21 protein-coding genes are annotated in these 21,063 nt (G+C 69.2%); 3 read left to right on the top strand and 18 right to left on the bottom strand.

Annotated features, from left to right (window positions below; all coding sequences use genetic code 11):
- Window positions 1–34: 34 nt before the first annotated feature.
- The 4 genes from IEX05_RS09695 to truB are packed head-to-tail and all read right to left on the bottom strand — an operon-like array spanning window position 35 to window position 2,735.
- A complete protein-coding gene (locus IEX05_RS09695; protein ID WP_188701308.1) occupies window positions 35–1,036 on the bottom strand; it encodes a bifunctional riboflavin kinase/FAD synthetase in 1,002 nt (333 codons plus the stop codon).
- Window positions 1,033–1,452, bottom strand: coding sequence for a hypothetical protein (locus tag IEX05_RS09690; RefSeq protein WP_188701306.1), 420 nt, complete (start codon window positions 1,450–1,452; stop codon window positions 1,033–1,035). The genes IEX05_RS09695 and IEX05_RS09690 overlap by 4 nt, the downstream gene beginning before the upstream one ends.
- A 27-nt stretch (window positions 1,453–1,479) precedes the next feature.
- A complete protein-coding gene (locus IEX05_RS09685) occupies window positions 1,480–1,848 on the bottom strand; it encodes a hypothetical protein (protein ID WP_188701304.1) in 369 nt (122 codons plus the stop codon).
- Window positions 1,845–2,735, bottom strand: coding sequence for a tRNA pseudouridine(55) synthase TruB (truB, locus tag IEX05_RS09680; RefSeq protein WP_188701302.1), 891 nt, complete (start codon window positions 2,733–2,735; stop codon window positions 1,845–1,847). Before truB ends, IEX05_RS09685 begins: the two co-directional genes overlap by 4 nt.
- Window positions 2,736–2,758: 23 nt before the next feature.
- Here truB and IEX05_RS09675 point away from each other — a divergent pair, with 23 nt between their 5' ends.
- Window positions 2,759–3,202 carry a GNAT family N-acetyltransferase gene (locus IEX05_RS09675; RefSeq protein WP_188701300.1) on the top strand — a complete coding sequence of 148 codons (444 nt, stop codon included), beginning with the start codon at window positions 2,759–2,761 and terminating at the stop codon, window positions 3,200–3,202.
- 18 nt (window positions 3,203–3,220) lie between these two features.
- On the opposite strand, the gene IEX05_RS09670 is transcribed toward IEX05_RS09675, so the two are convergent.
- Window positions 3,221–3,886 (bottom strand): hypothetical protein, encoded by a 666-nt coding sequence (locus tag IEX05_RS09670; RefSeq protein ID WP_188701298.1) that lies wholly within the window; start codon window positions 3,884–3,886, stop codon window positions 3,221–3,223.
- A 144-nt stretch (window positions 3,887–4,030) separates the two neighbouring features.
- On the opposite strand from IEX05_RS09670, the gene IEX05_RS09665 reads away from it, so the two are divergent.
- Window positions 4,031–4,906, top strand: coding sequence for an iron-sulfur binding domain-containing protein (locus IEX05_RS09665; RefSeq protein WP_188701296.1), 876 nt, complete (start codon window positions 4,031–4,033; stop codon window positions 4,904–4,906).
- 208 nt (window positions 4,907–5,114) lie between these two features.
- On the opposite strand, the gene rbfA is transcribed toward IEX05_RS09665, so the two are convergent.
- From rbfA to IEX05_RS09635, 6 genes are all read right to left on the bottom strand, one after another.
- The gene (gene rbfA / locus IEX05_RS09660; RefSeq protein WP_188701294.1) at window positions 5,115–5,570 is read right to left on the bottom strand and encodes a 30S ribosome-binding factor RbfA; all 456 of its coding nucleotides are present in this window, start codon (window positions 5,568–5,570) and stop codon (window positions 5,115–5,117) included.
- Between the two features lie 69 nt (window positions 5,571–5,639).
- On the bottom strand, window positions 5,640–8,417 hold the full coding sequence (infB, locus tag IEX05_RS09655) for a translation initiation factor IF-2 (RefSeq protein ID WP_188701292.1): 2,778 nt from the start codon (window positions 8,415–8,417) through the stop codon (window positions 5,640–5,642).
- A 73-nt stretch (window positions 8,418–8,490) separates the two neighbouring features.
- The gene (locus IEX05_RS09650; RefSeq protein ID WP_188701290.1) at window positions 8,491–8,748 is read right to left on the bottom strand and encodes a YlxR family protein; all 258 of its coding nucleotides are present in this window, start codon (window positions 8,746–8,748) and stop codon (window positions 8,491–8,493) included.
- 88 nt (window positions 8,749–8,836) lie between these two features.
- Window positions 8,837–9,826 carry a transcription termination factor NusA gene (gene nusA / locus IEX05_RS09645; RefSeq protein WP_188701288.1) on the bottom strand — a complete coding sequence of 330 codons (990 nt, stop codon included), beginning with the start codon at window positions 9,824–9,826 and terminating at the stop codon, window positions 8,837–8,839.
- Window positions 9,827–9,968: 142 nt separating this feature from the next.
- Window positions 9,969–12,782: an ExeM/NucH family extracellular endonuclease gene (locus IEX05_RS09640; protein WP_188701286.1), complete on the bottom strand. Its 2,814-nt coding sequence runs from the start codon at window positions 12,780–12,782 to the stop codon at window positions 9,969–9,971.
- A gap of 201 nt (window positions 12,783–12,983) precedes the next feature.
- A complete protein-coding gene (locus IEX05_RS09635) occupies window positions 12,984–14,750 on the bottom strand; it encodes a proline--tRNA ligase (protein ID WP_188701284.1) in 1,767 nt (588 codons plus the stop codon).
- Between the two features lie 39 nt (window positions 14,751–14,789).
- On the opposite strand from IEX05_RS09635, the gene IEX05_RS09630 reads away from it, so the two are divergent.
- Window positions 14,790–15,683, top strand: a complete 894-nt coding sequence (locus IEX05_RS09630; RefSeq protein ID WP_188701282.1) for an LLM class flavin-dependent oxidoreductase — start codon at window positions 14,790–14,792, stop codon at window positions 15,681–15,683.
- A gap of 9 nt (window positions 15,684–15,692) precedes the next feature.
- Here the strand turns inward: IEX05_RS09630 and IEX05_RS09625 are convergent, their stop codons facing one another.
- From IEX05_RS09625 to IEX05_RS09595, 7 genes are all read right to left on the bottom strand, one after another.
- Entirely contained in the window at window positions 15,693–16,034 is a 342-nt protein-coding gene (locus IEX05_RS09625; RefSeq protein WP_188701500.1) for a DMT family transporter, read from the bottom strand.
- Window positions 16,034–16,348 (bottom strand): DMT family transporter, encoded by a 315-nt coding sequence (locus IEX05_RS09620; RefSeq protein WP_188701280.1) that lies wholly within the window; start codon window positions 16,346–16,348, stop codon window positions 16,034–16,036. Before IEX05_RS09620 ends, IEX05_RS09625 begins: the two co-directional genes overlap by 1 nt.
- A gap of 347 nt (window positions 16,349–16,695) precedes the next feature.
- Window positions 16,696–17,307, bottom strand: a complete 612-nt coding sequence (gene tmk, locus IEX05_RS09615; protein WP_229661243.1) for a dTMP kinase — start codon at window positions 17,305–17,307, stop codon at window positions 16,696–16,698.
- Window positions 17,304–20,132: a type I DNA topoisomerase gene (gene topA, locus IEX05_RS09610; protein ID WP_188701278.1), complete on the bottom strand. Its 2,829-nt coding sequence runs from the start codon at window positions 20,130–20,132 to the stop codon at window positions 17,304–17,306. The genes tmk and topA overlap by 4 nt, the downstream gene beginning before the upstream one ends.
- A gap of 88 nt (window positions 20,133–20,220) precedes the next feature.
- A complete protein-coding gene (locus IEX05_RS09605) occupies window positions 20,221–20,538 on the bottom strand; it encodes a helicase (protein WP_188701276.1) in 318 nt (105 codons plus the stop codon).
- A 1-nt stretch (window position 20,539) separates the two neighbouring features.
- Entirely contained in the window at window positions 20,540–20,878 is a 339-nt protein-coding gene (locus IEX05_RS09600; RefSeq protein WP_188701275.1) for a TadE family type IV pilus minor pilin, read from the bottom strand.
- Window positions 20,875–21,039: a DUF4244 domain-containing protein gene (locus IEX05_RS09595; protein ID WP_188701273.1), complete on the bottom strand. Its 165-nt coding sequence runs from the start codon at window positions 21,037–21,039 to the stop codon at window positions 20,875–20,877. The genes IEX05_RS09600 and IEX05_RS09595 overlap by 4 nt, the downstream gene beginning before the upstream one ends.
- Between the last annotated feature and the right edge of the window lie 24 nt (window positions 21,040–21,063).

The following is a 21,063-nucleotide window of genomic DNA, read 5'->3' as shown; positions in this document are numbered from 1 at the left end:
CCGAGCGGCGCGCCCCGCGGATAACGCGGATAGTCTACGCCATCAGCCCGCGAATCGCCCGCGGACGCGATCGGAGCAGCGTCAACGCCTTCTCCACGTCGTCGTGCATCTGCGCGATGAGGGGCTCGAGACCGTCGAAGGCGATCATGCCGCGGATCCGGTAGGAGAAGTAGACGTCGACGGTGCGGCCGTAGAGATCCAGGTCGTTGCGGCCCAGGACGTGCGCCTCGACGACGCGCTCGGGCACGTCATCGAAGGTGGGGTTGGTGCCCACCGAGATCGCCGCCGGGAACTGCGCGCCCGTGGCGATCTCCCCGTCGGGCGGGACGACCGCGACCCAGCCGGCGTAGACGCCATCGGCGGGCACGAAGCCCGACAGGTCCGGTGAGAGGTTCGCCGTGGGAAAGCCGAGCTCGCGCCCGCGCTGCAGGCCCTTCACGACCTCGCCGCGCACCGCGTGGGCGTGCCCGAGGATCTTGGCGGCGCGCTCGACCTCGCCCGCGGCGAGGAGCTCGCGGATCCAGGTCGACGACACGCGGCGGCCCGGTTCGTGGTCGCGCCCGCTGGAGACGTCGGCCATGACGGCGACCGTAAACCCGTATTGCTCGCCCATGCGTCGCAGCAGCTCCGGATCGCCCTTGCCTCCGCGCCCGAAGCGGAAGTCCTCACCGACGAGGATGCGCTTGGCATGCAGGCCGTCGACGAGATAGCGCGTGACGAACTCCTCCGCCGGGACGGCCGCGAGTTCCTTGTCGAAGGTCAGCACGAGCGCCGCGTCGAGCCCGGTTCCGGCGAGAAGATCGATCTTCTGCTCGACGCCGACGACCTGCTCGGGGCAGTGCTCCGGGGCGATGGTCGCCAGCGGGTTGCGGTCGAAGGTCACCGCGACGGTGCGCGCGTCCGCCTCGACCGCGTCGAGGAGCACGTGGTCGATGATGGTGCGGTGACCGGCGTGCACGCCGTCGAACTTGCCGATCGCGACGATCGTGTCGCCGAAGTCGTCCGGCAGCTCGGAGGGATCCTGAACGACGATCACGCGACGACCTTCTTCCGCTGCGAGGCGAGGTACCACAGGCCCACGATCGGCAGCACGAGCGGGATCCAGTAGTAGCCGCTGCCGTAGTACGACCAGACGGTCGCGTCGGCGTGGAAGATATCCGGAGCGGCGACGCTCAGCGTACCGACGACGATCACGCCCACCAGTTCGAACGCGACGGCGATCCACGCGATCCGGTACCACCTGCGGCTCTTGGAGAGCAGCAGGGCGACGGTCGCGAGGATGTAGACCACGGCGGAGGCCGCGCTCAGCAGGTACGGGAGCGGCGCCTCGTCGAACCGCTCCACGATCTGCACGAACGAGCGGCCCGTGGCGCCGAGCGCCATGATCGCGTAGACGAAGGTGAGGACCGTGCCGACGCCGGTCACGCGGCGGCTCGAGCGTGTGTCAGACATATCAGCAAATATTACGCGCGCGCGGATCTAGGCGCCCTGAACGGTCCAGATGACCCACTCGCGATACGTCATCACGGCCACCGCGAGGGCGAGCACGCCCATGACGACCACGCTCCACCGCCCGCGGTCGATGAAGGCCCAAATGATGCCGGCGAGCGGCAGCACCGCGGCCGTGACGAGGTAGGTCCAGAACTCGAGTATGCTCCCCGTCGGCGAGTTGCCGACGAACGGCGCGACGATCGCGACGATGATCTGCGCGATGAGGACGAGCTGCAGGAGCGCCATCGCCCCGACCGATACGTCGCCCGGCCGACGGCCGGCGAGCCCGAGCCCAATGCAGAGCAGCCCGACGATCACCGCGAGAGCGATCTGCGCGATGGTGAACCACAGGATCATTTCGAGGCCTCCTCGGGCATGTTCATGACGCTCTTCATCGTGGATCCGCGGCGCTCGACGACGCCGATCAGCGATCCATCGGGCGCGATCGCGGCGCGGCGCCCGTCGAACTCATCGGGCGCCTCCACGCGCTTGCCGTGACGCAGGTCGCGGGCGACGTCCTCGCTCACGTCGAGCCGGCCCAGCACCGCCGTCGCCGCGTCTGCGGGCGATACGAGCCGGGCCTCCTCGATGCCATCCACCGGGACGGCGTGCGCGACGTCGAATCCGCCGATCCGCGTGCGGCGGAGCATCGTGAGGTGCCCGCCGACGCCGAGCCCGGCGCCCAGGTCCCGCGCGAGCGCACGGATGTAGGTGCCGGACGAGCAGTCGACGATGACGTCCAGATCGATGTGATCCGCGCCGCGGCGGATCTCCGTGATCTCGAAGCGCGTCACGGTCACCTCGCGCGCCTTCAGTTCGACCTCGACGCCCTGGCGCACGAGGTCATAGGCACGCTTGCCATCGACCTTGATCGCCGACACCTTGCTGGGCACCTGCGAGATGCGTCCCGTGAGCTGCGCGATGCCCGCGCGGATGCGCTCGTCGGTGGCGGCGGAGACGGCGTCCGCGTATGCCTCTGTCACGACGTCGCCGTCGGCGTCGTCGGTCGTCGTCGTCGCACCGAGCCGCACCGTCGCGAGGTAGGTCTTGTCGCAGCCCACGATGAAGGTCAGCAGGCGCGTCGCCTGCTCCACGCCGACGATGAGAAGCCCCGTGGCCATGGGGTCGAGTGTTCCGGCGTGCCCGATCTTTCGCGTCCCGCGCGCCCGACGCGATCGTGCGACGACATCGTGACTGGTGATTCCGGTGGGCTTGTCGACGAGGAGGATCCCGGAAGCTGTCATGCTGTTCAGCTTATTCTGCAGGGATGCCCGCTTCCTCCGAGTCCCGGATCCACGCCGCCCACCTCACCGAGATGGATCCGGCCACGCTGTATGCCGTGATGCGCCTGCGCGTCGACGTCTTCGTGGTCGAACAGGAATGTCCCTATCCGGAGCTCGACGGCCGCGACCTCGAGCCGGACGCGCTCATGATGTGGGCCGAGGTGAACGGCGCCGTCGCGGCGCACGTGCGGCTGCTGTGCGATGGCGAGGATCGCCGCATCGGCCGCGTCGCCACCGACAGGGCCCACCGCGGCAGGGGGCTCGCGGCGGCGCTCATCCGCGACGCAATGCGGCGGGCGGAGGGCCGCACGATCCGTCTCGACGCGCAGGCCCACCTCGAGCACTGGTACGCGGGCTTCGGCTTCGCGGTCGACGGTCCTCCATTCCTCGAGGACGGGATCCCGCACGTGCCGATGATCGCTCGCTAGTGCGGCGATCGGCCGGGATCAGGCGCAGGGTTCGTAGGCGGGTTCTTCGCCGGTGATCACGGAGACCGAGACGGCACCGTCGTACCCGTCGCGATACCCGAAGACCAGCTTGCTGTCGCTGTCGTTGTCGGGGATCGTCACGTAGCTGCGATCGGCGATATGCGAGGTCTGCTCCGTGGCGTCCTCGTAGGCGGCGAGCACCTGTTCCTTCGTGGATCCGAGCCCGAGGCGCTCCGCCGTGCGCGGTCCGACACCCATTGTGTCGCTGTTCCAGCCGACGCTGACCTCGGCGATGCCGCCCGTGTCGCCCTCGCGGTCCTCGATCACGAGGATGTCGTAAGCGTTGTCCTCCGCGAAGCCGTAGGCGACCCCCTCGCAATCGAACGACCCGACACCCGTCGCGCGGATCTCCTTCAGCGTGCTCTCGTAGTCGCCGCCCACCTCGACCGGCCCGATGGCGGTCTCGGTGACGAGCCACGAGTCTGGATCCGTCGGGTCGTTGGTCTGCTCCGGTGCAGGGGTCTCGCTCGGCGTGATCGTCTCGCTCGGCGTGATGGCGCTCGCGGGGGTGTCCGTCGGCTCGGCCAAGTGCGGTACCTGCGTGGCGCACGCCGAAAGCACGCTCACACCGACCACCACCGCCGCGAATGCTGCGGTGAGTCGATGGGCGCGTGCCAATGGCATGGGGTCTCCGGATCTTTCGGTGCCGCAAGCGGGGGTCATTACGGGGCCAGATTCGAGGGTACGCGTCTCAGGACACAGCACGGTTACGAATGTCGACGGTTTGACAACCGTTCGGTCACAATCCCTTTTCCATAGACTGAGAAGATGCCCTCCGCGCCCCTCTCCGACATCCTCGTGCCCTGGTACCGGCAGTTCGCCCGTGACCTCCCGTGGCGCCGCGACGGATTCGGGGCCTGGGGCACGCTCGTCAGCGAGTTCATGCTGCAGCAGACACCGGTGGCGCGCGTGATCCCGCTGCTCGAGGCATGGCTCGCGCGCTGGCCCACCCCGACCGACCTCGCGAACGCCGCGCCCGGAGAGGCCGTCGCCGCCTGGGCGAACCTCGGCTATCCGCGGCGCGCGCTGTGGCTGCACCGCGCGGCCGTCGAGATCCGCGACCGCCACAATGGTGTCGTGCCGCGCGAGGTCGACCAGTTGCTCGCCCTGACCGGCATCGGCGACTACACGGCGCGCGCCGTCGCGGTCTTCGCATACGGCGACCATCATCCAGTGGTCGACACGAACACGCGCCGCGTCATGGCGCGAGCCCTGTCCGGCCGCGCGCACCCCGGTGCCGCGCACAAGCGCGACCTCGAGCAGATGGCCGCGCTCCTCCCCGACGACCGCGCCGAATCGGCCCTCATGAACGCCGCGGTCATGGAGCTCGGCCAGGTCATCTGCACGGCCCGCAGCCCGAAGTGCGGCGATTGCCCCATCCGCGACGCCTGCGCCTGGGTCGCCGCTGGATCCCCCGCCACCGAGGACACCCGGCGCAAGCAGGCGAAGTACGAGGGCAGCGACCGGCAGGCGCGCGGCGCCGTGATGAAGGCGCTCCGCGCCGCGGCACCGGATCCGCTCCCCCGCGCCGCGCTCCTCGTCGACTGGCACGACCTCGAGCAGCGCGAGCGCGCGCTGATCTCGCTCGAGAACGACGGACTCATCGAGCCCGACGGCGAACTCGTCGGCCTCCCGACACGGTAGCGAGCCCGCGGCTTGCCGCCTGGTTTACGTCGCAGATTCTGCTGCTGGATGTCGAGCGAACAGCAGATACTGCGACCTGAGCGCCGGGAACCGCCGAGCTCCTGCGGGATCCGCCCGCCAGCGAAGCGGAGCGGGTGCGCCTGCGGCGCGCAGCGTCCGCGCACACGAAAACCCCGGTCTCCTCAGCGGAGACCGGGGTTTCGGCAGACTACTTCTCCTCGTCGGAGTCCGCCTCTTCGTCTTCGTCCTCGTCGTGCTTGTACGGGTCCTCGTCACCGGCGTAGTGGGCGCCGGCGGCGAGGCTCTGCACGGCGGCGTCGCGCTCGCGCGCCTCGCGGAGGAGCTCCGTGAGATGCGAGGCCTCCTCGGGGAGGGCGTCGGCGATGAACTCGAGCGTCGGGGTGAGGCGCGTGTTGAGCTTGCGTCCCACCTCGCTGCGGAGCATGCCGGTCGCGGCCTTGAGGGCTGCGGCGGTGCCGGCGCGCTCCTCGTCGGTTCCGTAGACCGTGTAGAAGACGCTCGCGTTCTGCAGGTCGCCGGTGACGCGCACGTCGGTGATCGTGACGAAACCGAGGCGCGGGTCGCGGAGGCCCTTCTGCAGGCGCTCGGACAGCACGACGCGGATGCGGTCGGCGACGCGGGAGCGGCGTTCGAAACCAGCCATGAGTGATCCCCTTCCGGGAAGAACAGTGCCGGGCGGCCCGTGAGGACCGCCCGGCACCAGCGTATGCGATTAGTCGCGCGGCTTCTCGACCATCTCGATGGTCTCGATCTCGTCGCCAATCTGGATGTCGTTGAACTTGCCGAGGCCGATACCGGCCTCGAAGTCCGTCTTCACCTCGGTGACGTCGTCCTTGAAGCGACGCAGCGACTCGATGGCCAGGCCATCGGCGACGACAACACCCTCGCGGATGATGCGCGCCTTGGCGTTGCGCGTGATGGTGCCGCTCTTGACGAGCACACCGGCGATGTTGCCGAACTTGGAGGAGCGGAACACCTCGCGGATCTCCGCGAGACCGGCCTGCGCCTCTTCGTACTCGGGCTTGAGCATGCCCTTGAGCGAAGCCTCCACGTCGTCAATCGCGTTGTAGATGACGTTGTAGAAGCGGATGTCGACGCCCTCGCGGGCGGCGGCCTCGCGGGCCTTCGTGTCCGGGCGGACGTTGAAGCCGAGCACGATCGCGTTGTCGATCGTCGCGAGGTTGATGTCGCTCTCGGTCACGGCACCCACACCGCGGTGGATGATGCGCAGCTGGACACTGTCGTCGACCTCGATCTTGAGCAGCGATTCCTCGAGCGCCTCGACGGCACCCGACACGTCACCCTTGATGATGAGGTTGAGCGACTCGACCTTGCCCTCTTCGAGAGCCTTGGTGAAGTCCTCAAGCGACATGCGCTTGCGGGCCTTCGCCAGGGCGGCGTTGCGCTCGACGGCCTCACGCTTCTCAGCGATCTGGCGGGCGGTGCGGTCGTCCTCCGGCACGAGGAACAGGTCACCGGCGCGAGGCACCGAGTTCAGACCCTGAACCTGCACGGGTCGCGACGGTGCCGCTTCCTCGACGCGCTCGCCGTGCTCGTCGATCATGGCGCGGACGCGGCCGTAGGCCGTGCCGGCGACGATCGGGTCGCCGACTCGCAGCGTTCCGCCCTGGACGAGGACGGTCGCGACGGATCCGCGGCCCTTGTCGAGCTTCGCCTCGATCGCGATACCGCGCGCTTCCTTGTTGGGGTTCGCGCGCAGGTCGAGACCGGCGTCGGCCGTGAGGAGCACGGCGTCCAGGAGGTCCTGGATACCGGTGCCCTGACGCGCTGACACGTCGACGAACATGACCTCTCCGCCGTACTCTTCGGCGACGAGACCGTACTCGGTGAGCTGCTGACGCACCTTGGCCGGGTTGGCCTCGGGCTTGTCGACCTTGTTGACCGCGACGACGATCGGCACGCCGGCCGCCTGTGCGTGGTTCAGCGCCTCGACCGTCTGCGGCATGATGCCGTCGTCGGCCGCGACGACCAGGATCGCGATGTCGGTGACGTCGGCACCGCGGGCACGCATGGCCGTGAAGGCCTCGTGACCGGGGGTGTCGATGAAGGTGATGGCGCGGTCGTGACCGTCGTGCTCGGTCCAGATCTGGTAGGCACCGATGTGCTGGGTGATGCCACCGGCCTCGCCCTCGATGACGGTCGTGTTACGGATCGCATCGAGCAGGCGGGTCTTACCGTGGTCGACGTGACCCATGACGGTGACGACCGGGGGACGGATCTCGAGGTCGTCGTCGTCTTCTTCGAGCTGCTCCTGCTCGAGGTTGAGGCCGAAGCTCTCGAGGAGCTCCTTGTCCTCGTCCTCGGGCGAGACAACCTCGACCTTGTAGCCGATTTCGGCGCCGAGCACCTCGAACGTCGACTCGTCGAGCGATTCGGTCGCGGTCGCCATCTCGCCCAGGTGGAACAGGACGGTGACGAGGTTTCCGGGAGGAACCGGAATCCCGTGCATCTGCTCGATCTTCTCGGCGAAGTCGGCGATCGATGCGCCGCGGCGCATGCGGATGACCGTGTTGCCGTCGCCGCGGGGAACCTTCACGCCGCCGACGATCGGCGCCTGCCGCATTTCGAATTCCTGGCGCTTCGCACGACGCGACTTACGCTGCTTGGACTTGCCGCCCCCCTTTCCGAACGCACCGGCGGTACCGCCACGGCGACCACCGGGGCCGGGACGACCGGCGAAACCGCCGCCGCCACCGGGACGGAATCCACCAGCGGCACCCGCACCGGGGCCACCGGCGCCCGGACGCTGCTGGAACGGAGCGCCGCCGCCCGGACGACCTGCGCCGCCGGGACGACCACGGCCACCCGCACCGCCGCCGGGACGACCGCCCGGACGCGGAGCACCCGGGCGCGGGGCCTGGGGCTTGGGGGGACGAGGAATGTTCGCGGGCGACGGGCGCTGGCCCATGCCCTGCGACGAGGCGAACGGGTTGTTACCCGGTCGCGGCGCGCCGGCGGGGCGCTGCCCCATGCCCTGCGAGGACGCGAAGGGGTTGTTGCCGGGACGTGCCTGGCCGGGCTTCGGAGCCGACGAGCCCGGCTTGGGCGCGGCGGATCCGGGCTTCGCCGACGACGCCGGCTTCGGGCTGCGAGGCGCGGGGGCGCCGGGCTTCGGGGCGCCGGATGCCTGCGGGGCCTCGGCGGGACCGGGCTTCGGGGCCGCGGCGCCGGGCTTGCGCGCCGGGCCGGGCTTGGGCGCGGCGGATCCGGGCGTCGCACCCGGACGGGGCGCGCCGGGGCGCGCGGCGCCGGGCTTCGGCGCCGACGACGCACCGCTCGAGGCGGGCTTGGCGTCCGGCTTGGCGGTGCCCTCGGACTCGAAAGCTGCGCGCAGCTTACGGACGACCGGCGGTTCGATCGTCGACGAGGGGCTCTTCACGAACTCGCCGAGCTCCTTGAGCTTGGCGAGAGCGGTCTTGCTGTCGACGCCGAGCTCGGCTGCGATTTCGTGTACGCGTGGTTTAGCCACAATTCTCCTGTCTGGGCAGATCTGCCCTGACAGGGCAGACCTCTAGAGGCGGACGGGTCTCATTTCGAGCCGTTCACTTGATTTCCATAGCTGATAGCCATTCTTCGAGTGTCTGCGTATCGAGGGATCCCGATACACGGAGTGCTCGCACGAATGCGCGTCGCTGGATGGCCAGCTCCACGCAGGTGCGGCTGGGGTGCACCCACGCGCCCCTCCCCCGTGCCGACGCGGCCTCGTCAATGACGAGCCGGGATTCGGCGACGACAACCCGCATGAGAGCGGATCGGGAGTCACGCGTGCGGCATCCAACGCACGTTCGGACGGGTTTCATCCTACACGTCCTTCCTTAGCGCGACTCGCCGAGTGGGCTGCGAAGGCCCTTCCTCGGCGTGGCTATCGCGCGGGCCGGCGCGGCCGGGTCAGTCCTCGTCGAGGATCGAGTCCGGCTGGATGTCGATCTTGGCGCCCGTGAGCTTCGCGGCGAGGCGGGCGTTCTGGCCCTCCTTGCCGATCGCGAGCGACAGCTGGTAGTCGGGCACGAGGGCGCGCACGGCCTTGGTCTTCGCGTCGAGGACGAAGCTCGACGACACCTTGGCCGGCGAGAGGGCGTGTGCGACGAAGGTCGCCAGGTCGGCGTCGAAGTCGACGATGTCGATCTTCTCGGCGCCCAGCTCGTCCTGAACGGCGCGCACGCGGCGGCCCATCTCGCCGATGCAGGCACCCTTGGCGTTGATCGACGGATCGTGCGCGATGACGGCCATCTTGGTGCGGTGGCCGGCTTCTCGTGCCAGGGACACGATCTCGACGAGGCCGTTCGCGATCTCCGGAACCTCGAGCGCGAAGAGCTTGCGCACGAGTCCCGGGTGCGTGCGGGAGACCGTCACCGACGGCCCCTTGTTCCCACGCGACACGCTCGTGACGTAGACGCGGATGCGGGTTCCGTGCGGGTACTCCTCGCCGGGAACCTGCTCCTCGGGCGGCAGGATGGCCTCGACGGTGCCGAGGTCGATGTGCACCATGCGCGGGTTCGGACCCTGCTGCACGATGCCCGACACGATGTCGCCTTCCTTCGCGCGGTACTCGCCGATGACTGCGTCGTCGGCGATGTCGCGCAGGCGCTGGCTGATGACCTGCTTGGCGGCGTAGGCGGCGATGCGACCAAAGTCCTCCGGGTGCTGCTCTTCCTCACCGATGATCGCACCGTCTTCGTCCTTCACGGGCGTGAGGACGGCGACGTATCCGGTCTTGCGGTCGAGCAGGGCGCGCGCGCCTTCGGGAAGCTCGCCCGTCTGCGAGGTGTGCTTGGCGAAGGCCGTGAGCACCGCCTGCTCGATGATCGTCACGAGTTCGTCGAACGGAATCTCTTTCTCGCGCTCAATCGAACGCAACAGAGCGAGATCGATCTCCATGGCAGCCTCCCTATTCAGCTCTCGTCGGCGAACGTTCGTGCCGACACAAGCATGAGGCTACCCGAGTCTCCTGATGACCGTCAGGGAAACAACGGGCACGCCGCCCCGTCGCGAGGAGCGACGAGGCGGCGTGCGGGTCAGATCAGCAGGATCCGAGCTTGGTCCATGCGCCGTGCGGCTTCTTCGGAACCTCGTTGCGGCTCCACCACTGCGCCTCGTAGACGTCGCCCTTGTACGCGACGAGCTCACCGCCGGTGTAGACCTGCGAAGCTGTCCACTCGGTCGCCTGCCCCGCCTCGCACGCGACGCTCGCGCCCTGCTCCATCCAGGATCCCCACGGCGAGGTGCCGGGCTTGTCGGTCGTCCACCACTGCGCGACGAAGGTCGCGCCGTGGTAGGTGACGACGTCGCCCTCGTCGTAGACCTCGCCCCGCTGCCACTCGACGGCGGGCTCGGGCTCGGGCTCGGTCGGGGTCTCGTCGCCGACGACGTCGAGGCCGACGACGATCGGGTTGTGGTCGCTGGCCCGGAAGACCGACTCGTCGTAGAGAAGGGTCGAGTTGTAGTTGTAGCGGCTGTACTCGAAGCCGACCTGCTCCTGTCCGTTGATCTGCCACACGTCCACACCCGTCACGAGCTCGAGCGCGTCGGCGTTCGCGAGGATGTGGTCGAGGGAGCCGTCGAGACCGTCGTAGTTGTAGGTCGGCTCGCCGCCGTTCAGTTCGACGTTGAGGTCGGCGTAGCCGGCGTCGGTCAGGACGCGGATCGGATCCTCCGCCGTGTATGCGTTGAAGTCGCCCGCGAGGAAGACGCTGTCGATCCCCGTCTCGGCCGATACCTCGTCGACGAAGCCGAGGAGGGCCTCCGACTGTGCGACGCGGTCGGGATTCGCGTTGCCCTGGCCGGTGCCGTCGTCGGTTCCGGACCCCTTCGACTTGAAGTGGTTCGTCGCGACGAGGAAGGTCTCGCCGCCTTCGCCATCGGCGGGCGCGAAGGCCTGCACGAGCGGCTCGCGCGCGTTGCCGAATGCGGGGTCGTCGACGAGGATCCGCGACTCGCCGACCAGCGTCACGTCGGCCGGGCGGTAGATGAAGGCGTTGCGGATCACGTCCTCGTCGGACGGCACGCTCTCGGGGCTCGCCACGTACGCCCAGGCTCCGTCGCCCTCGGCTTCGTTGAGGGCGTCGACGAGCGTCGCGACGGCGAAGTCGCGATCCTTCTCGAAGTGCACGGAGTTCTCGATCTCCTCGAGCGCGACGATCGAGGCGCCCGAGGTCGAGATCGCGTTCACGATCTTCACCTCCTGGCGTTCGAAGCTTTCGACGGTCGCCGCGCCGCGCGGACCGGTCGATCCGCAGTCGTTCGCCGAGACCGGCTCGCCGCTGCGGTCGACGTAGACCGAGCAGGATCCGAGCCCCGCGGCTTCGTACTCCTCCGCCGTCGTCGGGAAGTAGTTGAGCACGTTGAAGGTCGCGATCGAGATGTCGCCGCCGACTTCCCGGGGCGCGGCGTTCTCCGCGCGGACGTCGCCGAAGGTGACGTGCTCGGCGCCCGCGCCGGAGATGGGCTGGGTCGGCTCGAGCTGCCAGGCGTTGTACCGGTAGTCGAGCACGAAGGGCTTGTTGAACGTCACGCTCGCGCCGACCGAGACGGGGTTGTCCGGCGTGAGATACGAGAGCGGGACGTCCTTGTTGCTGTTGAAGTTCGTGCTGCGACCGTCGTCGAGCATGACGAAGGCCGCCGCATTGGCGTCCTTCACGGCCGCGATCGCCGCCGCGTCGTGCGGATCCGCAACCTCGGTCGGCTGTCGCAGCGTGCTCTCGCCGCGCGCGAGGCCGAAGGATCCGTAGAAGTTCGCGTCGTAGTTGTCGGTCACCGTGAACGGCTCGTCGAACTGTACGAGCTCGCTCTGGTGGGCGAGCTTGCCCTCGTGGGTCTCGAGCCCCGCCCACGAGGTGATCGGCGTGACCTCGCCGAGCGACTCGTCGAGCACCGTCACGAGGTCGGGCGTGATCTCGGTGATGCCCTGGTACTCGCTGACCGTGCCCGTGACCTCCACGCTCTGGCCGATCTCGGCGCGGGCGGAGTTGCCGTAGATGAAGATCGCGTCGCTTGCGCCGTCGTCGGGGTCGCCCGCCGGGGCCTGCATCGTGAAGCCGTTGAAACCGCCCTCGCGGTAGTCGGCGGTCACGACGCCGCGCACGGTGACGACTTTGCCGTTCAGCGGCGACACGGATCCGGTGCCCTGCACCGCCGAGATCGCTACCGGCTCACCCGGTTCGACGGGCTCGGTCGGCTCCTCCGGGGCGGATCCGCTCGTCTCGCCCTTCGAGTTCGTCGGCGTCGGCGCACCGGCGGCGAGGTCGGCCGAGTTGACGTCGGTGTCGGCGGCGTCGGTGCGGGCGGCGCTCGTCGAGTTGCTCAGCGCGGGCGCGGCGGATCCCTCGAAGCTCGCGGCGGTCCCGAAGCCGACCATGTCGACAAGTCCCTCGGCACCGGCGATGTCGCCCTCCGTCGCGGGGAACTGCCCCGAGCCCTCGAAGAGGTACACGCGCCCGTTGCTCGCCGACATGTTGGCGGTGCCGACCTGATCGGCCGCGGGCAGCGGAACGCCCGCGCCGTTGCCCGCGGCCATCTGCACGAGGAAGTAGCCGCTCGGGGCGACCGAGCCGCTCAGGGTGAGCGATCCGCCGGATCCGCCCGCCGCCGACTTGTACTCGAGCGACAGGCCCGCGAGGTCAATCGGGGCGTCGGTCGGATTGTAGAGCTCGACGAAGTCGTTCTGGAACGGGGCACCGGAGTTGCCCCCGCCGCCGTACACCTCGCTGATGACGAGGCCGGATCCGTCCGGCGCGGCCTGGGCGGCCGCGGGGACGAGGACGAATGCGCCGGCGCCGAGGGCGACGACCGACATCGTCGCGGCCGTGCGACGAAGGTGTGGTGTCCGATAGGACATCGAGAGCTCCTGGATGTGGGGAACGAAAGGACATCCCACCGTCCCAATCGCGCATTGCGGCGCGCTGTCGCGCAGGTAACGCGCGGGCAAACGCGAGGAAGCGCCCGCAATAACCGCGCACCGTGCAGAAAAGCGGGGCCCGGTGCCATCGGCATCGGACCCCGCTTTTCTGCACGGTGCGCGGTTATTGCTCTGCTGCGGTTACGCGGTCAGCCGCGCCAGCGCCTCCGCGAGCGGCAGGGTCTCGCGCTCACCGGAGCGACGGTCCCAGAGCTCGACCTCGCCGTCGGCGGCACCGCGGCCCGCGACGACCAGCTGCGGCACGCCCAGCAGCTCAGCGTCGCCGAACTTCACGCCCGGCGACACCTTCGGGCGGTCGTCGAAGAGCACGTCCTTGCCGGCCTTCTCCAGCCCCTCGATCAGCTCGGCGGCGAGATCGTAGGCCTCCTGGCCCTTGCCCGTCGCGACGACGTGCACGTCGAAGGGCGCGATCGCCTCCGGCCAGATGAGACCCTTTTCGTCGCTCGACAGCTCGGCGATCGCGGCCATGACGCGCGTGACGCCGATGCCGTACGAACCCATCGTCACGGTCTGCAGCTTGCCGTTCTCGTCGAGCACCTTGAGGCCGAGCGCCTCGGCGTACTTGCGACCGAGCTGGAAGATGTGGCCGATCTCCATGCCGCGCTCGAGCGTGACGGGGCCGGATCCGTCGGGCGCGGGGTCACCCTCGCGCACGTTGGCGACCTCGACGGTGCCGTCCGCGATGAAGTCGCGGCCGGCGACGAGCCCGCGAACGTGCCGGTCGGCGGCGTTCGCGCCCGAGATCCACGTCGTTCCGTCGACGATGCGCGGGTCGACGAGGTACCGGATCCCGGTCGCGGACTCCTCACCGAGGAACTGGCCCTCCGCCGTCCACGGCCCGATGAAACCGGGCACGAGCGCGGGGATCTTCGCGAGGTCTTCCGCGGAGGCCGGCGTCACCTCGGCGGGGGCGAAGGCCACCTCGAGTCGCTTCTCCTCGATGTCGCGGTCGCCCGGGATCGCCACGACGACGATCTCGCGCTCGCCGTCCGGGTGCGTCACGGCGAGGACGACGTTCTTCAGCATGTGCGCCGCGGTCCAGCCACCATCGGGCGCATCGTCCAGCGCCTCGTTCGCGTGGGCGACGAGCGTCTCGATCGTCTTCGTGCCCGGCGAGTCATAGACGACGGGAGCGGGTGCGCCCGTGGCGTCAATCGGTTCGGGCGCGAGGGTCGTGAACGCCTCGACGTTCGCGGCATAACCTCCGGCGCTTCGGACGAAGGTGTCCTCGCCGACGGGCGTCGGGTGCAGGAACTCCTCGCTGCGCGATCCCCCCATCGCTCCCGCGTCGGCCTTCACGATGGCGTATTCCATGCCCAGCCGCGTGAAGATGCGCTCGTAGGCGTCGCGCTGCGCCTCGTAGCTCTTGTCGAGCCCCTCTTCGTTGACGTCGAAGGAGTAGGCGTCCTTCATCGTGAACTCGCGGCCGCGCAGGAGGCCGGCGCGCGGGCGCGCCTCGTCGCGGTACTTGTCCTGGATCTGGTAGATCGTCAGCGGCAGGTCCTTGTACGAGCTGTACAGGTCTTTCACGAGCAGCGTGAACGCCTCCTCGTGCGTCGGGGCCAGGAGGTAGTCGGCGCCGTGGCGGTCGTGCAGGCGGAAGAGGTTGTCGCCGTACTCCTCCCACCGTCCGGTCTGCTCGTACGGGTCGCGCGGCATGAGCGCCGGGAAGTGCACCTCCTGGGCGTCCGCGCGGTCCATCTCCTCGCGGATGATCTGCTCGAGGCGCGCCTTCACGCGCAGGCCGAGCGGCAACCAGGCGAACACGCCGGGGGCCTGGCGGCGGATGTACCCCGCGCGCACGAGGAGCTTGTGACTACGCACCTCCGCGTCGGAGGGATCCTCGCGGAGGGTGCGGACGAAGAGCTTGGAGAGACGAGTGACCACGGGTCGAGTCTATTGCGTCATGCCGATAGCGTGATCAGCATGAAGTTCTCCCTCTGGCTGCCGCCCGCCCTGCCCTGGAACGACCTCTCGGCCGCCGCGCAGCACGCGGCCCGGGCCGGATGGCGCGGCCTGTGGCTCGAAGACCACTTCATGGACAACACGGCCGAGCCCAATGACGGCCCGCGTGGCGAGTGCCTCACGCAGCTGACGGCGCTCGCCGCGACGGTGCCGGGCGTACGGATCGGATCCATGGTGCTCGGCAACACCTACCGTCACCCCGCGATCGTCGCGAAGCAGGCCGCTGCGCTGAGCGACATCTCCGGCGGCCGATTCGTCCTCGGTGTGGGCGCCGGCTGGCAGGAGAACGAGCACCGCGCCTTCGGGATCGAGTTCGGCGACGTGCCGGACAGGATCCGGTGGTTCCGCGAGGCGCTGGAGGTCATCACCCGCCTCCGCGACGAGGAGTTCGTCGATCATGCGGGCGAGCGCTACACGCTCGAACGCGCCTCGCTGAACCCGAAGCCGCACGCGACGCTGCCGATTCTCGTCGGCGGATCCGGCGAGAAGGTCATGCCGAAGATCGTCTCGCGCTACGCCGACGAGTGGAACCACTGGTCGCTGCCCGAGCGCTTCGCGGCAAAGAAGGCGATCTTCGACGCCGCGCTCGAGCGCGCCGGCCGTTCGGAGAACTCGCTGTGGCGCTCGACGCAGGCGGTCGTGTTCTTCGACGACGCGGAGAAGGCCGCCGCCCTCGCGGCGAAGGGCCGCCCCGCGATCGGCGGATCCAGCCAGCAGATCGCCGATCACATGCACGCCTATGCCGCCGCCGGCGTCGACGAGTTCATTCTGCCGGTGACGACCCTCACGGATCCGGCAGCGATCGCCGACACCGGCGACCGCTTCCTCGCGGAGGTCGCCCCGCAGGTGGCGTGACCGCGCCGCTCAGTCGGCGGCGTCGACGGGCGGCTTGGGCTTCACGAGTTTCAGCCCGATGACGGCGCCGACGATGCCCGCGATGAAGAGGATCCGCAGGAAGGTCACGGGCTCCGCGCCCGTGACCATGGCGTACGCCACCGTCAGGGCGGCGCCCGTTCCCGTCCACACCGCGTAGGCCGTGCCGATCGGGATCTCGCGCATCGCGTAGCCGAGGCCGAGCATGCTGAGCGTCACCCCAACGAGGAAGACGACGACCGGAACGGGGCGCGTGAAGCCGTCGCTCTCGCCGAGGGCCGTCGCCCATACGGCCTCGAGCACGGCGCTGATCATCAGCACGATCCAGTGCATCACGACACCGCCTTCAGGCCGATGACGCTCGCGATCAACAGCGTGAGGAGCGCGCCGCGCGCGAGGCTCAGGCGCTCCTGCTTCCGGAACACGGCGAGCAGCACCGTCAGCACGGCGCCGATGCCCACCCACACGGCGTAGGCGGTGCCCGTCGGGATGACGCTCATCGCGTAGGCGAGGCCGATCATGCTGGCCGTCATCGAGACGAGAAACAGCACCGATGGCCAGAACTTCTTGAAGCCCTTCGACGCGCTCAGCGCCGTGGCCCACACCGCCTCGAGCATTCCCGAGGCGATCAATACGATCCACTCCATAGCGGATCCTCCCACCGGGGCCGTCCCCGAACATCAGGCTGTCGGCCGGGTCGTCCCGTCCGGCACGCAGGATCCACGTACACCCCCATCCTACCCGGGGCGTGTCCCAGTTAGTGCGGGAAAGGCGAGGCTATACCCGCGTCAAGTGGGACACGAGACGAGGCGTGTCCCAGTTGATGCGGGAAAGACGGCCCTATACCCGCGTCAAGTGGGACACGGGACGGGGCATGTCCCAGTTCGTGCGGGAAAGACGGCGCTATACCCGCGTCAAGTGGGACACGGGGCGGGGCGTGTCCCAGTTCGTGCGGGAAAGACGGCCTTATACCCGCATCAAGTGGGACACGGGGTTAGCTGAGGCGGGCGCGGATCAGGGCCTGGATCGCCTCGCGCGGGAGCGTCGCGTCGATCACGAGGAAGCGCTCGGGCTCCGCGGCGGCCAGGGACAGGAAGGCCTCGCGCACGCGGGCGTGGAACTCCGCCTTCTCGGACTCGAGTCGGTCGAAAGGCTTGTCGTCGGCGTCGAGGCGACGGCGCGCGACCGCCGGGTCGAGGTCGAGGAGCACCGTCACATCGGGCAGCGCTCCCCCGGTCGCCCACATCGACAGTTCCCGCACCTCGTCGGCCCCTAGCGCACGCGCGGCGCCCTGATAGGCGACCGACGAGTCGAGGTAACGATCCTGGATGACGACGTCGCCGCGCTCGAGGGCGGGGGCGACGAGGGTATCGATGTGATGCGCGCGATCGGCCGCGAAGAGCAGCGCCTCTGCGCGGGGCCCGAGCTCCCCGCGCGAGTGCAGCACGATCTCGCGGATCGTCCTGCCCACCTCGGTGCCGCCCGGCTCGCGGGTACGGACGACCCGGCGCCCCTGCTGCTCGAACCAGTCGCGCAGCAGTTCCGCCTGGGTCGTCTTACCCGATCCGTCGCCGCCCTCGAAGGTGATCCACATGCCGCGCGTCACGCGCCCTGGGCCTTCTTCTTCGCGGCGTTGGCGGCACGCGTCGCCGCGGCCTTCTTGGCGGCCGCCGAACGCGCCGCGGCCTTCTCCTCGTCGGTCTTCGGAGCGGCCTTCGTCGCGGTCGTCTTCTTGGCCGTCGTCTTCTTGGCCGTCGTCTTCTTGGCGGGCGCCTTCTTCGCGGTCGTGCGCTTCTTCGCCGGGCCCTTCGCGCGCTTGTCGGCGAGCAACTGCACGGCCGCGTCGAAGTCGACGTCCTCGACGTTGGTGCCGCGCGGGATCGTCGCGTTCGTCTCCCCGTCGGTGACGTAGGCGCCGAAACGGCCGTCGCGGATGCGCACGTTCTTGCCGCTCGTGGGGTCTTCCTTCTCGAAGTCCTTCAGGGCGCTTGCGGCACGGCGGGCGCCGTACTTCGGCTTCGAGTAGATCTCGAGGGCCTGCTCGAGCGTGATGTCGAAGATCTGCTGCTCGGATTCGAGCGAGCGCGAGTCGGCGCCCTTCTTCAGGTAGGGGCCGTATCGGCCGTTCTGCGCGGTGATGGGCTCCTGCGACTCCGGGTCGACGCCGACGGTGCGCGGCAGGTCAAGCAGCTGGAGGCCGGTGGCCAGGTCGATCGTGTCGGGCGACATCGACTTGAAGAGCGAGGCGCGGCGCGGCTTGGCGGCCGCCGCCTTCTTCTTCGGCTTCTCGACGATCTCGCCCGTTTCCGGGTCGGCCTCGGGCTCCTCCGGATCCGTCTCCTCGAGGTACGGCCCGAATCGGCCGTCCTTGACGACGACCAGCTTGCCGTTCTCCGGGTTCTCGCCCAGCACGCGGTTGCCCGCAACGGGAGCGTCGATGAGTTCCTGCACCTTCTGAGGTGTCAGCTCGTCGGGCGCGAGCTCCTCAGGCACGTTGATGCGACGCGGTTCGGCGTCGGGCTTCTCCGGGTCGACGACCTCAATATAGGGACCGAACTTCCCGAACCGCAGCGTCGCCGTCTCCGTCAGGGGCGTCGCGTTGAGTTCGCGGGCGTCGATCTCGCCGAGGTTCTCGACGATCGTGCGAAGGCCCGGGTACCCCTCGCCGCCGAAGTAGAAGTCGTGCAGCCACGCGGCGCGCTCCTTCTCGCCGCGCGCGATGCGGTCGAGGTCCTCTTCGAGCGTTGCCGTGAAGTCGTAATCGACGAGCGAACCGAAGTGGCGCTCGAGCAGCCGGATCACGCTGAACGCCAACCAGGTCGGGACGAGTGCCTGCCCGCGCTTGGTGACGTATCCGCGATCGAGGATCACGCCGATGATGCTCGCGAAGGTCGAGGGACGACCGATGCCGCGCTCCTCGAGCGCCTTGACGAGCGTCGCCTCGGTGTAGCGCGGCTTCGGCGAGGTCTCGTGGCTCTTGGCCTCGGAGTCGTGCAGGTCGAGCACGTCGCCCTGCGCCACCTGCGGGAGCTGCTGATCCGCCGTGTCGTCCTTATGACGCTTCTCGTCCGCGCCCTCCTCGTATGCCTCGAGGAAGCCCTTGAAGGTATAGACCGTTCCCGAGGCAGTGAACTCGAGCTTCTTCGCGTCGGCGACGGTCTCGAGGGTAATCGTGGTCGTCTCAAGCTTCGCGTCGCTCATCTGGCTCGCGACCGTGCGCTTCCAGATGAGGTCGTACATGCGGTGCTCGTCGCGGCCGAGGATGCCGGCGACGTCCTTCGGCGTGCGGAAGGTGTCGCCCGAGGGACGAATCGCCTCGTGCGCCTCCTGGGCGTTCTTCGACTTCGAGGCGTAGACGCGAGGCTTCGCCGGCACGGCCTTGTCGCCGTACAGCGCGACAGCCTGCGAGCGGGCCGCCTGAACCGCCTGCGCGCTGAGGTTCGTCGAGTCGGTACGCATATAGGTAATGAATCCGCGCTCATACAGGCTCTGCGCCACGCTCATGGCAACCTTCGCCGTCATGCCCAGCTTGCGCCCCGCTTCTTGCTGCAGGGTCGAGGTCGTGAACGGCGCGTACGGCCGACGGGTGCCGGGCTTGGCCTCGACCTTCTGCACGGTCGCGGAACCGACCGCGTCGACGGCCGCGGCGAGCGCCGAAGCGTCGGCCTCGTTCAGAACGACGACGGCTCGGGTGAGCTCGCCCTGGTCGTTGAAGTCGCGACCGGTCGCGAGGTTCGCGCCGTCGATGCGCGCGAGGCGGATCGAGAAAGCGGATCCGCTGCGCTCGGCGACGGAGACGATGGAGCAGTAGTTGGCCGAGACGAACGCCATGCGCTCGCGTTCGCGGTCGACGACCATACGGGTGGCGGCCGACTGCACGCGGCCGGCGCTGAGCGCCTGGCCGCTGGCGCCGGAGCCCACCTTGCGCCACAGCACGGGCGATACATCCCACCCGTAGAGGCGGTCGAGCACGCGACGGGTCTCCTGTGCGTCGACGAGCGAGAGGTCGAGCTCACGCGTGTCGTCGACGGCCTTCTGGATCGCGTCCTTCGTGATCTCGTGGAACACCATGCGCTTGACCGGCACCTTCGGCTTCAGCGTCTCGAGAAGGTGCCATGCGATGGCCTCGCCCTCGCGGTCGCCATCGGTCGCGAGCACGAGTTCGCTCGCTCCCTTCAGCGCCCGGCGCAGCTCCGTGACGGTCTTCGTCTTGCGGTCGCTGACGACGTAATAAGGAGTGAACCCGTGATCGACGTCGATCGAGTATTTGCCGAACGCGGCGCGGTCCTTCTCGGGGATGTCGCGCTTGTCGGCGAGGTCACGAATGTGACCGACCGAGCTGAGTACCTCGTAGCCGTCGCCCAGATAGCCCTGAATCGAGCGCATCTTCGTGGGCGACTCGACGATGACGAGCTTCTTTCCGTCTGCCAAAGCGGGTCCTTTCTTCGATGCACACCATACACACCGGATACTGTGCGTCGTATTCCGAGCTCGCTCGGAAGCCCGTGTTCGGAGAACTCTATAGCGGTGGCCCAGCCCGCGCGACGGCCGCAACCGGGATGCCCCCGAAGGACGTTCGGACCGCGACGGTCGCGACGAGCCCGTCGAGCACGCATTTCTCGACGGTCGCCGACTGCGCGGCGGCCACCTCGCCGGCGCGCTGGCACGGATCCCCCGCGGCGAAGCCGGCGAGGGTGTCCGCGGCGGCGAGCGCGGCGGCATCCGCGACCCCCGCGGCGCGTTGACTCTCCGCCGCGGCCGCGCCGACGCCGACGAGACCCGCCGCGGCGATGGCGGCGGCGCAGATCACGCCGGCCGTGGCAAGAGAAGCCCCCATCTCACAGCCCTCCCTCGAGCGCGCAGCTCTCGGCCCACACCGGCACGGTGAACACGGCGATGCGCACCTCGGTGCCGGCCGTCACGCAGACGAGGTCGCCGCGCGCACCGATCGCGGAATGCGCACCGGCGACGGCGGCGCCGACGACGCCGGCCGCGCGCGACTGCTCGCCTCGCGCGGCGAGGCGCGCCGCATCGGCCGCGGCGTCCTGCAGCCGCACCTGAACGGATCCGGCACCCAGCGCGCCCACGGCGAGCGCGATGAGAACGGCGACGGCGGGTACCGCGACCGCGAACTCCGCCGAGACGGAGCCGCGGTCGCGGGTGTCGGTGCCGATCACGGCGCTTGCAGGGCCGATTCGATGAGGTTCTGGAGCAGCGACTGCACGGCCCCGGATCGCATCACCGCGACAAGTACGCCGGCGATGGCGACCGCCGCGAGGGTCACGATGGCGTATTCCGCCGTCGAGGCGCCCGACTCGTCGTTCCAGAGATCTGTCATGGTCTCGTCCTTTCTTTCGTGGTG

It is taken from the genome of Microbacterium nanhaiense, assembly GCF_014646015.1.
GTDB lineage: Bacteria > Actinomycetota > Actinomycetes > Actinomycetales > Microbacteriaceae > Microbacterium > Microbacterium nanhaiense.
This window is presented reverse-complemented; position numbering and strand designations above follow the sequence as displayed.

Excerpts from the sequence above, each read along its gene's own strand:
- IEX05_RS09690 (WP_188701306.1), bottom strand. The coding sequence starts at position 1,452 with ATGTCTGACACACGCTCGAGCCGCCGCGTGACCGGCGTCGGCACGGTC.
- IEX05_RS09685 (WP_188701304.1), bottom strand. The coding sequence starts at position 1,848 with ATGATCCTGTGGTTCACCATCGCGCAGATCGCTCTCGCGGTGATCGTC.
- truB (WP_188701302.1), bottom strand. The coding sequence starts at position 2,735 with ATGACAGCTTCCGGGATCCTCCTCGTCGACAAGCCCACCGGAATCACC.
- IEX05_RS09675 (WP_188701300.1), top strand. The coding sequence starts at position 2,759 with ATGCCCGCTTCCTCCGAGTCCCGGATCCACGCCGCCCACCTCACCGAG.
- IEX05_RS09670 (WP_188701298.1), bottom strand. The coding sequence starts at position 3,886 with ATGCCATTGGCACGCGCCCATCGACTCACCGCAGCATTCGCGGCGGTG.
- IEX05_RS09665 (WP_188701296.1), top strand. The coding sequence starts at position 4,031 with ATGCCCTCCGCGCCCCTCTCCGACATCCTCGTGCCCTGGTACCGGCAG.
- rbfA (WP_188701294.1), bottom strand. The coding sequence starts at position 5,570 with ATGGCTGGTTTCGAACGCCGCTCCCGCGTCGCCGACCGCATCCGCGTC.
- IEX05_RS09650 (WP_188701290.1), bottom strand. The coding sequence starts at position 8,748 with ATGAAACCCGTCCGAACGTGCGTTGGATGCCGCACGCGTGACTCCCGA.
- nusA (WP_188701288.1), bottom strand. The coding sequence starts at position 9,826 with ATGGAGATCGATCTCGCTCTGTTGCGTTCGATTGAGCGCGAGAAAGAG.
- IEX05_RS09640 (WP_188701286.1), bottom strand. The coding sequence starts at position 12,782 with ATGTCCTATCGGACACCACACCTTCGTCGCACGGCCGCGACGATGTCG.
- IEX05_RS09630 (WP_188701282.1), top strand. The coding sequence starts at position 14,790 with ATGAAGTTCTCCCTCTGGCTGCCGCCCGCCCTGCCCTGGAACGACCTC.
- IEX05_RS09625 (WP_188701500.1), bottom strand. The coding sequence starts at position 16,034 with ATGCACTGGATCGTGCTGATGATCAGCGCCGTGCTCGAGGCCGTATGG.
- IEX05_RS09620 (WP_188701280.1), bottom strand. The coding sequence starts at position 16,348 with ATGGAGTGGATCGTATTGATCGCCTCGGGAATGCTCGAGGCGGTGTGG.
- IEX05_RS09605 (WP_188701276.1), bottom strand. The coding sequence starts at position 20,538 with ATGGGGGCTTCTCTTGCCACGGCCGGCGTGATCTGCGCCGCCGCCATC.
- IEX05_RS09595 (WP_188701273.1), bottom strand. The coding sequence starts at position 21,039 with ATGACAGATCTCTGGAACGACGAGTCGGGCGCCTCGACGGCGGAATAC.